Raw genomic sequence first — 14,291 nt, 5'->3', positions numbered from 1 at the left:
CCGTGGCGAACGCGCAGCTTACCCCGCTCGGTGGGACGATCAGGGCCATGGCCGAGCTGCTGACCGACGACCAGGTGACCGCCGCGCTGTCCTCGCTGCCCTCGTGGCGGGCGCAGGACGCCGCGCTGGTGCGCACGGTGGAGCTGGAGAGCTTCGCGCAGGCGCTGCAGGTGGTGAACCGGGTGGCGGAGATCGCGGAGAACGACAACCACCACCCCGACATCGACATCCGCTGGCGCACGCTCACGTTCCGCTGCGGCACGCACTCCAGCGGCGGGATCACGGCGCTGGACGTGTCACTCGCGGAGGAGATCGACGGGGTGCTCGACGTCTTCCTGTGACTTCGGCGCCCGCTGCCGGAGCACCACGGCGATGGTGACGAGCGTGAGCACGCCCACCGCCGGGTAGACCCAGCCCAGCGCCGAGTAGTACCAGGGGCGCGGGATGACCCAGATCGACGGCTGCGTCTTGAGCAGGAACGAGATCAGGTAGCTGCCGATCGCCAGGATCCACGCGACCGCCGTGACCGTGGCGAGCCGGTGCTTCGCCGCGTGGACCAGCCACATCAGCGCGGGCACCGCCCACACCCAGTGGTGGCTCCACGAGATCGGCGACACGAGCAGGCCGAGGAACTGGACGGACACGATCATCGCCAACGTGTCCTTGGCCTTGACCGACGCGTGCAGCGCGAACCCCGTGAGCACGGCCGCGACGACCACCGCGCCCAGGAAGACCGGCCCGGTCCCGATGTCGTACCCGAGCGTGCGGGACAAGGCGCCGCGCAGCGACTGGTTGATCGCCGAGGCGACCGGGCCGACGCGGGAGGCGTCACCGAGCAGGTGGAACCAGTACTCGTTCGACAGGCGGGGCGACACCGCGTACGCCACCGCGACCGTGCCGAAGAACGCCGCGATCGACCACACCGCCGCCTTGTACTGGCGGTTGATCAGGAAGTACAGGCCCGAGATGGCGGGCGTGAGCTTCAACCCGGCCGCGACGCCGACGCCCGCGCCCTGCTTCCAGCTCCGGGCGCTGACCATCGTGCCGAGCAGGAGGGCGGCCAGGACCAGGTTGATCTGCCCGTAGTTCAGGGTCGTGCGGACCGGTTCGACCCACACGAACAGGCCGGTCCACAGCATCGCGCGGCGCGGGTCGTTGCTGCCGACGAGCTGGAGCGACTTGCGGGTGACGAACCAGAGGCAGGCCAGGCAGGCGAGCTGCCAGAACCAGCGGGCCAGGCCCCACGGCACCCAGGACAGCGGCACGAAGACGAGCGCGGAGAACGGTGGGTAGGTGAACGGCAGGGCGAACTGGTCGGAGAACTCCTTGAGCCGCCACTCGTAGAGCAGGCCGGTGAACAGCTCCGGTGAGGCGTTCCGGTAGACCATCAGGTCCACCATGGTCATCTTCGCCTGGAACGCGACCATCGCCAGGTGCCCGAGCAGCGACACGCCCAGGATCCACGGCGCGTAGGCGAGCACCCGCCCCTCAAGTGCACGCAGTCCCACTGCATCTACCTCCACGATCGTGTGAATTACACGACTGTCGGGCCACGAAACCGGGTACCCGGACGTCAAGACGAGTGGGAGATCAACGCAAGGGGAAAAATCGCATGACCACCGACATCGTCGTATTCACCGTCTCTGCCCTGGCCATGCTCGCCACCGCGGGGGGCGTCTTCGCCCTGGCCCGCCACAGCCGCAACCAGGTGCGCTGACGCCAGAGCACAGTACCTCGGGGCGGTGCGCTCACCTGAGCGCACCGCCCCGAGGTCCGTTCACCACCACATGATCAAGCCCCACCGGTCCGCAACCACCCCTCGCCCACGCCATCGTGCGACTACCGGGTCACCGACTCACGACCTAGCGTCCACGGCCATGGACACCCTGCCCGACTGGATGTATCCGCAGCTGCAGACCGAAGTCCGCCTCACCGCACGTCCCACGGGCGCCACCACACCTTGGGAAAGGCCCACTGCGGGCCGCGTGGTGGTCGGCGATCAGTAGTGGTAGCGGGCAGCGAGGATGACGATCTCGTCGTCGACGACGAGGTAGACCAGTCGGTGCTCGTCGTCGATCCGCCGGGACCAAGCACCGGGGAGGTGGTACTTGAGGGGCTCGGGCTTGCCGATCCCGGTGAAGGGGTCGCGGAGGACGTCCTCGATGAGCTTGTTGATCCGGGCGAGCGTCTTGCGGTCGTTCTTGAGCCAGGACGTGTAGTCCTCCCAGCCGTGCTCTTCGAAGACGAGCCTCACGCGCCGCCCTTGTCCGCGTCTGCCGCATCCGGGTCGATCAGCGCACGCTCGGAGACGTTGATCCGGCTCAACGCGTTCTCGTAGGCCTTGAGCAGCCGACGCGCGTTCGCGGGCGAGCGCAGGAGATACGAGCCTTCACGCAGGGCGGCGTAGTCCTCGGCGGAGATCAGCACGGCGTTTCCGTGCTTGGACACGATCTCGACGGGGTCGTGGTCCTCGTTGACCTTCTTGATCAGCGGGAACAGTTCCTTGCGCGCCTCGCTCGCTGTGATGGACACGGCAGGCACCCCCTCTTCGCTGGTACCGGATATCGTACCACTCTGGAGGGGTGGAGGACCCCGAAGAGGCCGGATGACCCCATCCGACCTCCCTCGCCGGCCGGCCTTGCGCGCGAGTGCCCAGCCGGTCAGACGTTGAAGCGGAACTCCACGACGTCGCCGTCGACCATCACGTAGTCCTTGCCCTCCATGCGGACCTTGCCGGCGGCCTTCGCGGCGGCCATGGAGCCCGCCTCCACCAGATCGGCGAACGACACCACCTCGGCCTTGATGAAGCCCCGCTCGAAGTCCGTGTGGATCACGCCGGCGGCCTGCGGCGCGGTTGCGCCCTTGGGGATCGTCCACGCCCGCGATTCCTTCGGGCCGGCCGTCAGGTAGGTCTGCAGGCCGAGGGTGTGGAAGCCGGCGCGCGCCAGCGAGTAGAGGCCCGGCTCGTGCTGGCCGATCGACTCCAGCAGCTCGCGGGCGGACTCCTCGTCCAGCTCCAGCAGTTCCGCCTCGACCTTGGCGTCGAGGAACACCGCGTCCGCAGGCGCCACCAGCTCGCGCAGCTCCTTGAGCTTCGCCTCGTCGGTGAGCACGGCCTCGTCGGCGTTGAACACGTACAGGAACGGCTTCGCGGTGAGCAGGCTCAGCTCGCGCAGCAGCGAACCATCCACTTCGGACTGCGCGGCGAACAGGGTGCGCCCGCCGTCGAGGATCTCGCGCGCCTGCTGCGCCGCCTCCAGCGCCGGACGGCGGTCCTTCTGCGTGCGGGCTTCCTTCTCCAGCCTCGGGATGGCCTTCTCCAGCGTCTGGAGGTCTGCCAGGATCAACTCGGTGTTGATCGTCTCGATGTCGGCGGCCGCGTCGACCCGACCGTCGACGTGGATCACGTCGGAGTCGTCGAACACCCGGATGACCTGGCAGATCGCGTTGGCCTCGCGGATGTTGGCGAGGAACTTGTTCCCCAACCCCGCGCCTTCGGACGCCCCCTTCACGATGCCCGCGATGTCGACGAACGACACCACCGCCGGCACTTCGCGCTCGGAGCCGAAGATCTCCGCCAGCTTCGCCAGGCGGGCATCCGGCAGCGGCACCACGCCGACGTTCGGCTCGATGGTCGCGAACGGGTAGTTCGCCGCCAGCACGTCGTTGCGCGTGAGGGCGTTGAACAGGGTGGACTTGCCGACGTTGGGCAGGCCGACGATACCGAGGGTCAAACTCACGGTGGGTGAGTCTACGCGCCCCCAACGCCGTGTCCGATTCCCGCGAGACCCCACGTCCCGCCGCTGGCAGAGTGGGTCCCATGCTCCTCGACGACGAACGCGCCTACCGGGCCGTCGCCGCCCGCGACGCCCGCTTCGACGGGTGCTTCATCCTCGCGGTGCGCACGACCCGGATCTACTGCCGGCCGTCCTGCCCCGCGGTGACGCCGAAGCGCCGCAACGCCGAGTTCTACCCGACCGCGGCGGCGGCCCAGTCCGCCGGCTACCGGGCGTGCCGCCGGTGCCTGCCGGACGCCGTGCCCGGCTCGCCGGAGTGGAATCTGCGGGCCGACCTGGCCGCCCGCGCCATGCGCCTGATCTCCGACGGCGTGGTGGAGCGGGAGGGCGTGCCGGGGCTCGCGGCGCGGTTGGGCTACTCGGAACGCCACCTGACCCGCGTGCTCACCGCCGAACTGGGCGCGGGACCGCTGGCGCTCGCGCGGGCGCACCGCGCGCATTCCGCGAGGTTGCTGATCGAGACGACCGACCTGTCGTTCACGGACATCGCGTTCGCGGCCGGTTTCGCCAGCGTGCGGCAGTTCAACGACACGATCCGGACGGTGTTCGCGACCACGCCGTCGGCGATGCGCTCGACCCGGGCCGCGTCGAGCACGGCGGGCCGCATCACGCTGCGCCTGCCGTACCGGCCGCCGTTCGACGCGGCGGGCCTGCTGGCGTACTTCCGGGCGCACGCGATCCCGGGCGTGGAGCACGTGACGGACCGCTGCTACGCGCGGTCGTTGCGCCTGCCGCACGGTCAGGCGACCGTGCTGCTGGAGCCCGCGGCGGGGCACGTGTCGTGCTCGCTGCGGTTGACCGACCTGCGTGACCTGGGCAGCGCGGTGAGCCGGGTGCGGCGGCTGCTGGACCTGGACGCCGACCCCGTGGCCGTGGACGACTTCCTGGCCGCCGACCCGACGTTGCGGCCGTCGGTCATCGCCCGGCCGGGCGTGCGGCTGCCGGGCAGCGTCGACGGAGCGGAAACCCTGCTCAGGTCGCTCGGCCACCACGCGCCGGGCGAGCCGCTGGAGCAGCCCGACGGTCCGGTGACGCACTTGTACCCGGCGCCGTCGGCGATCGACTCGCCGGTGGCGCGGGCCTTGGCCGACGGCACGTTGCGGGTCGACGTGGGCCGTGACGCGGACGAGCTGCACGCCGAGCTGTCGGCGTTCCCCGGTGTCGGCCCGGCGGTCGCCTCGTACGTCGTGATGCGCGTGCTCGGCGCCCCTGACATCCCTTTGACCAGCGACAACATCGCGTGGCGCCCTTGGCGCTCGTACGCCGCGATGCACTTGAGGAGGACCGCGTGAGCACCGGCCACGTGTCGACCATCGACACCCCGATCAGCCCTTTCACCGCCGTCGTCGCCATGGACGGCGCCGTCCTGGCCAGCGGCTGGACCGCGGACGTGGACGACCTGCTGCCCCAGGTGTCGCCGTCATTGCGGCCGACGACGCTCGCGCACCGGCGTGACCTGGGCGCCGTGACCAGGGCCGTGCGGTCTTACCACGCCGGTGACCTGGACGCGATCGTCGACGTGCCGGTGCGGCAGCGCGGGGGCGAGTTCACGCAGCGGGCGTGGGACGCGCTCCGCACCGTTCCGGCGGGCAAGCCGGTCAGCTACGCCGACTACGCCCTGCTGGCCGGTCGACCCGCCGCCGTCCGCGCCGCCGCCACCGCGTGCGCCCGCAACGCGGCCACCCTGTTCGTGCCGTGCCACCGGGTGATCCGCACGGGCGGCGCGATCGGCAACTTCCGCTGGGGCGCGGACGTGAAGCGCTGGCTGCTGCACCACGAGGCGTGAGCCGGCGCGCGGGGATCAGTCGTCGTCGCGGGGACGGGGCCTGCGCGGAGGGCGGCCGCCTTCGCGGGGTGGGGCGGGGCGGCGGGGGCGGTCCGGGGAGCCGGCCGGTGGACGGGGGCGCTTGGGGCGGTCCTCGTCGGCGGCCGGGGACGGGCGGCGGCGGTCGGCCGGGGCGTCCGAGCGTTCGGCGCGGGGGCGCTTCTTCGGGCGGTCGTCCGGTTGGGGCTGCTCGGCGCGGTCAGGGCGCGCGGGGCGGTCGGCACGGTCGGCGCGGCGCGGTTTGTCCGGCCTGCGCTTGGCCTCGCGGACCTCGTCCTTGGTCGGCCGGTTCGGGTCCTTCTGCGTCGCCACGCGCACGATGCCGATGATCACCGTGCACGCCGTCGTGATCGCCATCGCCGGGAAACCGTCGATCAACGGCTTGCCCAGCCCGAGGCCGATCGCGGCCAGCCCGCCGCCGGGCATGCCCTGCGTCATCACGACCAGGATCGGCACCACGATCGCCAGCACCAGCGGTGGCTGGACGATCGGGCCGAACATCGAGCGCCGCTCGACGAACACCACGGCGCCGACACAGCCGACGAAGAACGTGATGGCGAACACCCAGCCCACCGTCTTCGTGGCCGAGTTCACGTCGACGAACGTGCCGACGATGGCCACCACGAACGCGATGAGCACGGCCGCCCACCAGGGCAGACCCCGGAAGCTGCCGAACATGGCGCGGTCGTTCCAGCGGACGGCGGTGAACTCGTCGTCCTCCGGCTCGCTGCGCGAGTCGTCACGCATTGCAGCGGTCACGCACACTCCTCGTTCGGCCTCAGTCCCGACACACTCTATTACGCCTCCCGGGCGTCCAAGGGTGCACCGAGGCCTGCCTCGTCCGTCCGCCTCACCAGTGGCAGGGGTGTGACGTCGGACGACGCGTTGCTCAACGGCTCCACGGCCGCCCGGAATCCCTCCAACGCGTCCAGCTCGCGCCGGCGCGCCGACAGGAACCGCTGCAGGTGCGTGCTCGACAGGTTCACCGCGTCGATGGCGCCGTCCGCCGCCCGGTGCGCGCGTGACGCGGCCGCCCTGACCTGCTCGACGTCGTCGGCCAGCGCGCGGTCGGTCACCGCGAACATCGCCGCCGACGCGATCACCGCGAACCCGGTCGGCCCGCACAGGAACACCCGCCGGTCGAGCAGCCACCGCAGCAGCTCCGGGTCGGTGTCCAGGGCCGCGACCACCGCGCCGTCGTTCGGCACGAACATGATCGTCCCGTAGATGGCGTCGGCCCACCGCTGGTAGCCCTTGCCCGCCAGCTCGGCGGCCCGCGCGCGGATGTTGCGGACGTGCACGCGCAACGCGTCGACGCGCTCGGCCGCGTTGTCGGTCTCCACCGCCTCCGCCCACGTGGCCATGCTCATCTTCGCGTCCACCGGCACCCGCCGCCCGCCGCCGACGTTGAGCACCAGGTCCGGCCGCACCGACCCGCCGCCGGCCACGTCCACCTGCAGGTCGAAGTGGATGCCCTCCCGCAGGCCGAGCACCCGCGCCGTCTCCACCAGCACCTTCTCGCCGAGCTCGCCGCGTCCGCTGACCGAGGAGAACGCCACCTCGTAGCGCTGCAACGCCGCCCACTGCGCGTCGCCGCGTTCCCGTTCGGCCTGCACCGCAGCCAGCGCGGCGTCGGTGCGCCGCACGCTGTCCTGGTAGAGCCGCCACAGGAACACCAGAGCGCCCGCGAGCAGGAGCGCCACGACCACCGCCGCCGTGCTGAGGACCGCTGTCATCCCCCGATCATCGCGCACGGGTGTACGACCACACGTTCGAGCGACACGCCGGGGAGGTTGAACGATCAGACCGCCGAACGGCCCTACCGTGGCCGGCGTGAAGATCCTGCACACGTCCGATTGGCACGTGGGGCGCACCTTCCACGGCCGTGACCTGCTGCAAGAGCAGGAAGCGGTGCTCGGCGGCCTCGCCGACACCGTGTCGGACGAGCGGGTGGACGCGGTCGTGGTCGCGGGAGACCTGTTCGACCGGGCGGTGCCGAACGCGGAGGCCGTCGCGGTGTGCTCCCGGGTGCTCAAGCGGATCCGCGAGGCGGGCGCGCAGATCGTGATCACGCCGGGGAACCACGACTCGGCGGCCCGGCTGGGTTTCCTGGGCGCGTTCGCCGAGGCGGGCGGCCTGCACCTGCGCACGCGCGTGGCCGAGTTGCACGACCCGGTGCTGTTCGCCGACGCGCACGGCCCGGTGGCCGTGTACGGGATCCCGTTCCTGGAGCCGGAGACGGCCCGGCACGCGCTCGGCGTCGAGGCGGTCGAGGCCGTCGGGGGCAAGGGTCACGGCGGCGTGCTCACCGAGGCGATGCGGCGGATCAGGCTGGACCTGGCGGCCCGGCAGGGCACCCGGTCGGTCGTGATGGCGCACGCGTTCGTGACCGGCGGCGAGCCGTGCGAGTCGGAGCGGACCATCGCGGTGGGCGGTGTGCAGGACGTGCCGGGCGCGGTGTTCGCCGGGGTCGACTACGTGGCGTTGGGCCACCTGCACGGTCAGCAGACGTTGGCCGGGCACCTGCGGTACTCGGGCAGCCCGGTGGCGTACTCGTTCTCCGAGGCGCGGCACCACAAGTCGGTGTGGCTGGTCGAGTTGGACGCGGGCGGGCTGGCCGGGGTGGAGCGGCGCGCCCTGCCGGTGCCGCGCGCGCTGTCGACGGTGAGCGGCGCGCTCGACGACCTGCTGCTCGACCCGGACCACGAGCCGGTCGAGGACCACTTCCTGTCCGTCACGCTGACCGACCGGGTGCGTCCGCTGGACGCGTTGCGCCGGCTGCAGAAGCGGTTCCCGCACGCGGTGCACGTGGAGTGGCGGCCGGAGGGCGGGCGGACCGGCGAGCTGAGGTTCGCCGAACGGGTGCGCGGCCGCAGCGACGAGGAGATCGCCTGCTGCTTCGTCGAGGACGTGCGCGGCGACCAGCCGGGCCCGCGGGAACTGGCCCTGCTGCGCGAGGCGTTCGCCGCGGCGGCCCGGGAGGACGAGTCGTGAAGCTGCACCGGTTGGCGGTCAGCGGGTTCGGCCCGTACGCGGTGCGCGAGGAGGTCGACTTCGACCTGCTCGGCGCGGACGGCCTGTTCCTGCTGCACGGCGACACGGGCGCGGGCAAGACGACGCTGCTCGACGCCGTGGCGTTCGCGCTGTTCGGCAAGGTGCCCGGCGCGCGCGGCGACGTGAAGCGGCTGCGCTGCGACTACGCCGACCGCGACACCCCCACGTACGTGGAGCTGGAGCTGACCGTGCGCGGCAGGCGGTTCCGGATCAAGCGCAGCCCCGAGTACGAGCGGCCGAAGAAGCGCGGCGACGGCGCGACCCGGCAGCAGGCGCAGGTGTCGCTGACGTGGATCAGCGGGTGGACCGGCGAGGGCCACAGCCGCATCGACGACGTGGCCCGCGAGGTCGAGGGCCTGCTCGGGATGACGGCCGAGCAGTTCTTCCAGGTGGTGCTGCTGCCGCAGGGCGAGTTCGCCCGGTTCCTGCGCGCGGAGACCGCCGAGCGGGAGAAGCTGCTGGAGAAGCTGTTCGGCACGGAGCGGTTCCTGGACGTGGAGAGGTGGTTCCGGGACCGCCGCGCGGAACGCAGGCGTGAGGTCGCGCAGCTCGGCCAGGTGCACCGCGACCTGGTGCAGCGGGTCGCCGAGGCCGCGTTGGAGGAGCCGCCGGAGGGCGGTGGCGACCAGGAGTGGCTCAGCTCCCTGCTCAAGCGGCTGGACGAGGACGAACGCGACGCCGAGGTGGTCGAGGCGGAGGCGTCCGGACGGCGTGCCGTGGCCGAACGGGACTGGCAGGAGGCGCGGGCCCGGCACGAGCGGGTCCGCCGGGTGCGGGACGCGCGCCGCCACCTCGACCGGTACGCGCGAGTGGAGCCGGATTTGCGGGCGTGGGTCGCGGAACGTGACGCGGCACGGCAGGCCGCGGTCGTCGTGCCCGCGCAGGAACGCGCGGTGAAGCTGGCCCGCGAGCTGGACGCCGCCGTCGCCCAGGAGCAGGCCGCGGCCGCCGCCGTGGCCGCGCTCGGCTACGAGGGCGCCGACCTGCGAGGCGACGGCGAACGCCTGCGCGAGGAAGCCGGGAGCCTCACGAGCCTGGCCGCCGACGCCGAGCGGCAGCGCGCGGACCAGCGGCGGATCGCCCAGCTGGACCGTGACGTCGCCACCACGTCCCAGCGGCTGGCCACGCTGGTCACGCAACTGGACGAGGTGCCGCTCCGGTTGGCCGCCGCGAAGAGCGCCGTGGAGGAGTCGGCGGAGGCCGCCGCCCGGCTGCCGCAGGTGTCGGGCCTGGCCGCCGCCGCGGCCGAGCTGCCGCGTGTGGAGCGGGCGTTCCGGGAGGCCGACGAGGCGCGGCGGGACGCGGTGGACGCGCAGCAGAAGGCCCGCGAGAAGCTGCTCCGGATCCGCCGGGAACGGCTCGACGGGATGGCGGTCGAGCTGGCCGGGCAGCTGCGCGCGGGCCACGGGTGCCCGGTGTGCGGTTCGGCCGAGCACCCGTCGCCCGCGCAGCCGATGCTGGACGCGGTGACGGCCCTGGACGAGGACAGCGCCGCCGAAGAGGACCAGCGCGCGCTCGACCGGCGTCAGCGGGCCGAGCAGGAAGCGCACCGGCTGGAGGAACGGCTGGCGTTGCTGCGCGCGCAGTTGGGCGACCGGCCGCCGGCCGAGCTGGAGCGCGAGCACCGATCCGTGGTCGCGGTGGCCGAACAGCTGGAGAGCAGACAGGCCGCGCTGGCCGAGCTGGAGGCCAAGGTGCAGCGCGCGCTCGACCAGCGGAGCGCGCTGGAACGAGAACTGGCCGAGGCGGGCGCGCAGCGGACGCAGCTGGTGGAGGCCGTCGAGGAGCGTGGCGCGCGGCTGGAGGAGGCGCGCGGCGACTTCCCGGATGTGGTGACGCGCCGGGCGCACCTCGGCGACCTGGCCGACGCGCTGACCGAGCTGGCGACCCGCCGCGCCGCCGTGGCCGAGCACGAGGAACGCCTGGCCGACCAGCGGCTGGAGGTGGCGCGGCTGGCGTCGCTCGCCGGGTTCGCCGACGTGGCCGACGCCCTGGCCGCGGCACGCCCGGCCACCGCCGTCGCCGAGTTGGAGACCCGGATCCGCGACGTGGAGAAGACCAGGACGGCGGCCGAGAGCACGCTGGCCGAGCTGCCCGACACCGACCCGGACGCCGAGGTCGACGTGGCGGGCGCGGAGGAGCGGTTCCGGGTGGCGAGCGCCGCGGCGACCGAGGCCGCGACGGCGTTGACGAACGCCCGCACGAGGGCCGCCCGCGCCGCCGACCTGGCCGAGCAGCTGCGGGCCGCGTGGCTGCGGTTGGAGCCGGTGGAGGCCGAGTTCGCCGAGCTGGACGCGTTGACCGACGTGATCAACGGCCAGGGGCAGAACGCCAAGAGCATGACCCTGCGCACGTACGTGCTGGCCGCCCGGCTGGAGGAGGTCGCGGTGGCCGCCAGCGCCCGGCTGGAGCGGATGAGCCAGGGCCGCTACCGGTTCGTCCACTCGATCGAGGCCGGTCCGCGCGGCACCAGGGGCGGGCTCGGGCTCGACGTCATGGACGACTACTCGGGGCAGCAGCGGCCCGCGAAGACGCTGTCCGGCGGCGAGTCGTTCCTGGCGTCGCTGGCGCTGGCCCTCGGCCTGGCCGACGTGGTCGCGGCGGGCGCCGTGCTCGACACGCTGTTCATCGACGAGGGCTTCGGCACGCTCGACGCCGAGACCCTGGAGCTGGTGATGACCACGCTGGACGAGCTGCGCGCGGGCGGCCGGGTCGTCGGCCTCGTCTCGCACGTGGAGGAGCTGCGCCAGCGCATCCCGACCCGACTGCGCGTCCGCAAGGCCCGGGAAGGGTCGTCGCTGGAGCTGACTGCCTAGAAGAAGAGAAGGCGCCTGACCTGCCACCACCGTTGGCACCGCAGGTCTCCGAGTCCGCGGGGAGGCTGGTCAGCACCTGCGAGTTCACGATCTCGGCGACCGGCGGACCGTACATCACCTTCCAGGTCCAGGCATTCGGCAACGAGGAGAACTCCACCGGAATTCCACTCCGGAACCGAGCTCGCGAAGACGGCCTTCGATTCCACCGTACCGTCAGGCACGGAAAAGGACACGAAGGTCAGCGTCGGCTCAGAGGCCCGCTGGCCGGCTCCCGGAATGGGTGCCGGCGACGGTTGCAAACTGGAGCTTCTCGACGAGAACGCGGTGATGATATTCACCTACGATTCCAGCGAGAAGGACGGTCAGCGGCCTGGCGTGCGGTGATCTAGTCGCTCGTGGACGCCAGCAGTCCGCCCCGGTACGCGGAGGCCTGCAGTTCGAACAGCTCGAAGTAGTGCCCGCGCAACGCCATCAGCTGCTCGTGCGTGCCCTGCTCGATGATGCGGCCCTGGTCGAGCACGACGATCCGGTCGGCGTTGCGGATGTTCGCCAGCCGGTGCGTCACCAGGATCGTGGTGCGCCGCGCGGTCGCTTCGCGGAGGCCCTCGAAGACCCTCGCCTCCGCCTTGGCATCCAGCGCGGCCGTCGGCTCGTCGGCCACCAGCACCGCCGCGTCCCGGTACATGCCGCGGGCGATGCCCATCCGCTGCCACTGCCCGCCGGACAGGTCCTGGCCGTCGTTGAACTGCCGCGACAGCACGGTGTCCGGCCCGGCGGGCAGGCTCGCCAGCACCTCGTCCGCGCCCGACTTCGCCACGGCCTCCTGCCACGCCTCGTCGTCCTCGCGGTCCAGCCGGCCGACTGTCACGTTGTGCCGCGCGGTCATCGGCCACTGCGCCGGGTCCTGCGCGATCACCGCGATGGACGAGTGCACCGAGGTCGGGTCGGCCTCGGCCAGGTCGACGCCGTCCCACGCGACCGTGCCCGACGACGCCGGGTACAGGCCGGTCAGCACCTTGCCCAGGGTCGTCTTGCCCGACCCGTTCTCCCCCACCAGCGCGATGACCTCGCCCCTCGCCACGGTCAGGTTCACCTCGCGCAACGCGGGCTTCGGCGCGCCCGGGTAGGTGAACGAGACGTCGGTCAGCGTGATGCTCTCCGGGTCCTCCGGCGCCTTGACCGGCGAGCTGCCCTGCGCCCGTTCCGCGCCTTCGACCAGCAGTTTCCGGTAGAAGTCGATGTAGAACGAGTCCTCGTAGAGCGAGTTGACCGCACGGGTCGTCGACGCCAGCGACGAGAACCCGGTGCGCATGGCCAGCACCGCCGTGCCCGCCAGCGCCAGCTCCATGCCGCCGGTGTGCAGCAGGACGCCCAGCACGACGTAGGCGATCGCGGTGCCGACGCCGGCCAGCGCGCGTCCCGTCAGCCGCACCATGTTCGTGCGGTGCGCCATCCGGATCTCGTCGGCCATCAGGCTGTTCGCGATGCGCCGGTGCTCGCCGAGCAGCTGTTCCTGCAACGTCAGGGCGTGCCGTTCCAACGCGAAGTCGCGTTCGGTCGCGACCTCCTCCACCACACCCTTGCGGGTGTTGCGGGTCACCGAGTCGAGGAAGTGCTCGTAGCGCAGCTTGGACGCCCGCGCCGACGCCCAGGCGTTCGCGAACGCGGCCAGCAGCAGCGCGGGCGCCAGCCACGGGTTGAGGAACCCGACCGTCACCACCGCCGCGACCAGCGAGATGCCGCCGGACAGCAGGTCCGCCAGGTACCGCAGGCTGCTCTCCAGCGAGCGGACGCCGCGCCGGCCGCCCTGGCGGGCCAGCTCGCGGAAGTCGGCGTCCTCGAACGCGAGGAGTTGGGCGCGCACCAGCACCGCCGTCACCTCGTCGTTCGCCTCACGCGTGACACGCGGCCGGAGCGAACTCTCGACCGCCGCGACCGCCGTGTCGAGCAACGCGCGGACCACGAACGACCCGACCACCACCGCCAGCGCGGGCAACGCCTCCGTCACCCGCTGCGGCGTCGGCCCGTCCCGGAGCAGCGCGGAGAACACGTCGGCCGTGGCGAGCAGCCCGAACGCCGTCACGCCACCGGACAGCACGTGCACCAGGCCCGCCATCAACGTGAGCCGGGGTGAAGTGCGCCAGGCGAGCCGCACCACCATCGCCACCGCCGACGGCAGGCTCTTGAGGGCCTTGCCCAAGCTCACCGACGTCCCACCGCGTCGACGGGCCCACTTGGGGGTGGCGACGTTCTCCACCCCGATCAGCACGGTGCTCATCGTTCCAGGAAACTCGAACTTCACCCCCGCGCCAACCGCTTACGCCGTCAGCGCAGCTCAGTGCTTCGGGGGAACAAAATTGTCAGACCCCGCCGGCAGAATAAAAGCAGGGGTCCCCTGGGCGAGGACCCCTGCGAAGCACACCCAGTCCAAGGCCCCAGTCCGGAGCCCCCAGCCCGGGGCCCGGAGCGGGTCTGGGGCGGTCGCACGCCGGGTGTGGCCTGGGTCGACTGCGCCTGGGGCTGCGCTGGCTCGGTGGATCGCACGCCGTGCTGCCCTGGGCGGTCGGATCCCGGCCCTTGGGTCGATCTCACGCGGGAGCTTGGGTCGAAGCCAAGGCTTCAAAGATTAAAACTGTCCTCGCCGGACGGGCAGATCAGCAGGATGACCCCAACTACCCCGGTCATGTGTCCGGGTCCGTCGTTGGTGCGGGTTTCGTGTCATCCCACCGACCTCCCTCCGGGCTACCACACGTATCAAGGGGGCAGCCATCAGTCGGAGCCGCGGGTAGAGGTGAACGG

13 protein-coding genes are annotated in these 14,291 nt (G+C 72.1%); 6 read left to right on the top strand and 7 right to left on the bottom strand.

Annotated features, from left to right (window positions below):
- The first annotated feature begins 47 nt into the window (after positions 1-47).
- Positions 48-341 (top strand): 4a-hydroxytetrahydrobiopterin dehydratase, encoded by a 294-nt coding sequence (locus tag ADK67_RS47360; protein ID WP_053723201.1) that lies wholly within the window; start codon positions 48-50, stop codon positions 339-341.
- On the opposite strand, the gene ADK67_RS47355 is transcribed toward ADK67_RS47360, so the two are convergent.
- Positions 297-1,508, bottom strand: a complete 1,212-nt coding sequence (locus ADK67_RS47355) for a mannosyltransferase (protein ID WP_053723200.1) — start codon at positions 1,506-1,508, stop codon at positions 297-299. The two genes, ADK67_RS47360 and ADK67_RS47355, sit on opposite strands and share 45 nt — an antisense overlap.
- Before the next feature lie 369 nt (positions 1,509-1,877).
- Between ADK67_RS47355 and ADK67_RS54995 the strand changes: the two genes are divergently transcribed.
- On the top strand, positions 1,878-2,006 hold the full coding sequence (locus tag ADK67_RS54995; RefSeq protein ID WP_269436194.1) for a hypothetical protein: 129 nt from the start codon (positions 1,878-1,880) through the stop codon (positions 2,004-2,006).
- Here the strand turns inward: ADK67_RS54995 and ADK67_RS47350 are convergent.
- From ADK67_RS47350 to ychF, 3 genes are all read right to left on the bottom strand, one after another.
- On the bottom strand, positions 2,000-2,254 hold the full coding sequence (locus tag ADK67_RS47350; protein WP_053723199.1) for a Txe/YoeB family addiction module toxin: 255 nt from the start codon (positions 2,252-2,254) through the stop codon (positions 2,000-2,002). The two genes, ADK67_RS54995 and ADK67_RS47350, sit on opposite strands and share 7 nt — an antisense overlap.
- Positions 2,251-2,532, bottom strand: a complete 282-nt coding sequence (locus tag ADK67_RS47345) for a type II toxin-antitoxin system Phd/YefM family antitoxin (protein WP_053723198.1) — start codon at positions 2,530-2,532, stop codon at positions 2,251-2,253. Before ADK67_RS47345 ends, ADK67_RS47350 begins: the two co-directional genes overlap by 4 nt.
- 128 nt (positions 2,533-2,660) lie before the next feature.
- Positions 2,661-3,740, bottom strand: a complete 1,080-nt coding sequence (gene ychF, locus ADK67_RS47340) for a redox-regulated ATPase YchF (protein WP_053723197.1) — start codon at positions 3,738-3,740, stop codon at positions 2,661-2,663.
- A gap of 80 nt (positions 3,741-3,820) precedes the next feature.
- On the opposite strand from ychF, the gene ADK67_RS47335 reads away from it, so the two are divergent.
- Both ADK67_RS47335 and ADK67_RS47330 read left to right on the top strand, forming a co-directional pair.
- Entirely contained in the window at positions 3,821-5,089 is a 1,269-nt protein-coding gene (locus ADK67_RS47335; RefSeq protein WP_053723196.1) for a DNA-3-methyladenine glycosylase 2 family protein, read from the top strand.
- On the top strand, positions 5,086-5,583 hold the full coding sequence (locus tag ADK67_RS47330; protein ID WP_053723195.1) for a methylated-DNA--[protein]-cysteine S-methyltransferase: 498 nt from the start codon (positions 5,086-5,088) through the stop codon (positions 5,581-5,583). Before ADK67_RS47335 ends, ADK67_RS47330 begins: the two co-directional genes overlap by 4 nt.
- A 15-nt stretch (positions 5,584-5,598) precedes the next feature.
- Here the strand turns inward: ADK67_RS47330 and ADK67_RS47325 are convergent, their stop codons facing one another.
- Together ADK67_RS47325 and ADK67_RS47320 are read right to left on the bottom strand one after the other, a co-directional pair.
- Positions 5,599-6,381, bottom strand: coding sequence for a DUF6542 domain-containing protein (locus ADK67_RS47325; protein WP_053723194.1), 783 nt, complete (start codon positions 6,379-6,381; stop codon positions 5,599-5,601).
- 38 nt (positions 6,382-6,419) lie between these two features.
- Positions 6,420-7,358: a DNA recombination protein RmuC gene (locus ADK67_RS47320; protein WP_053723193.1), complete on the bottom strand. Its 939-nt coding sequence runs from the start codon at positions 7,356-7,358 to the stop codon at positions 6,420-6,422.
- Between the two features lie 97 nt (positions 7,359-7,455).
- Here ADK67_RS47320 and ADK67_RS47315 point away from each other — a divergent pair, with 97 nt between their 5' ends.
- Both ADK67_RS47315 and ADK67_RS47310 read left to right on the top strand, forming a co-directional pair.
- Positions 7,456-8,616, top strand: coding sequence for a metallophosphoesterase family protein (locus ADK67_RS47315; protein WP_053723213.1), 1,161 nt, complete (start codon positions 7,456-7,458; stop codon positions 8,614-8,616).
- Positions 8,613-11,492, top strand: a complete 2,880-nt coding sequence (locus ADK67_RS47310) for an AAA family ATPase (RefSeq protein WP_053723192.1) — start codon at positions 8,613-8,615, stop codon at positions 11,490-11,492. Before ADK67_RS47315 ends, ADK67_RS47310 begins: the two co-directional genes overlap by 4 nt.
- A gap of 385 nt (positions 11,493-11,877) precedes the next feature.
- Here ADK67_RS47310 and ADK67_RS47305 read toward each other — a convergent pair whose 3' ends face one another.
- A complete protein-coding gene (locus ADK67_RS47305; protein ID WP_053723191.1) occupies positions 11,878-13,770 on the bottom strand; it encodes an ABC transporter ATP-binding protein in 1,893 nt (630 codons plus the stop codon).
- Between the last annotated feature and the right edge of the window lie 521 nt (positions 13,771-14,291).

Origin of the sequence: Saccharothrix sp. NRRL B-16348, from assembly GCF_001280085.1 — a bacterium.
In the GTDB taxonomy this organism is placed as follows: Bacteria; Actinomycetota; Actinomycetes; order Mycobacteriales; family Pseudonocardiaceae; genus Actinosynnema.
The sequence above is the reverse complement of the archived record's forward strand: the minus strand, read 5'-3'. Positions and strand labels throughout refer to the sequence as shown.

Bases quoted from the DNA above. Each gene is read 5' to 3' on its own strand.
- ADK67_RS47305 (WP_053723191.1), bottom strand. From the start codon at position 13,770: ATGAGCACCGTGCTGATCGGGGTGGAGAACGTCGCCACCCCCAAGTGG.
- ADK67_RS47360 (WP_053723201.1), top strand. From the start codon at position 48: ATGGCCGAGCTGCTGACCGACGACCAGGTGACCGCCGCGCTGTCCTCG.
- ADK67_RS47320 (WP_053723193.1), bottom strand. From the start codon at position 7,358: ATGACAGCGGTCCTCAGCACGGCGGCGGTGGTCGTGGCGCTCCTGCTC.
- ADK67_RS54995 (WP_269436194.1), top strand. From the start codon at position 1,878: ATGGACACCCTGCCCGACTGGATGTATCCGCAGCTGCAGACCGAAGTC.
- ADK67_RS47335 (WP_053723196.1), top strand. From the start codon at position 3,821: ATGCTCCTCGACGACGAACGCGCCTACCGGGCCGTCGCCGCCCGCGAC.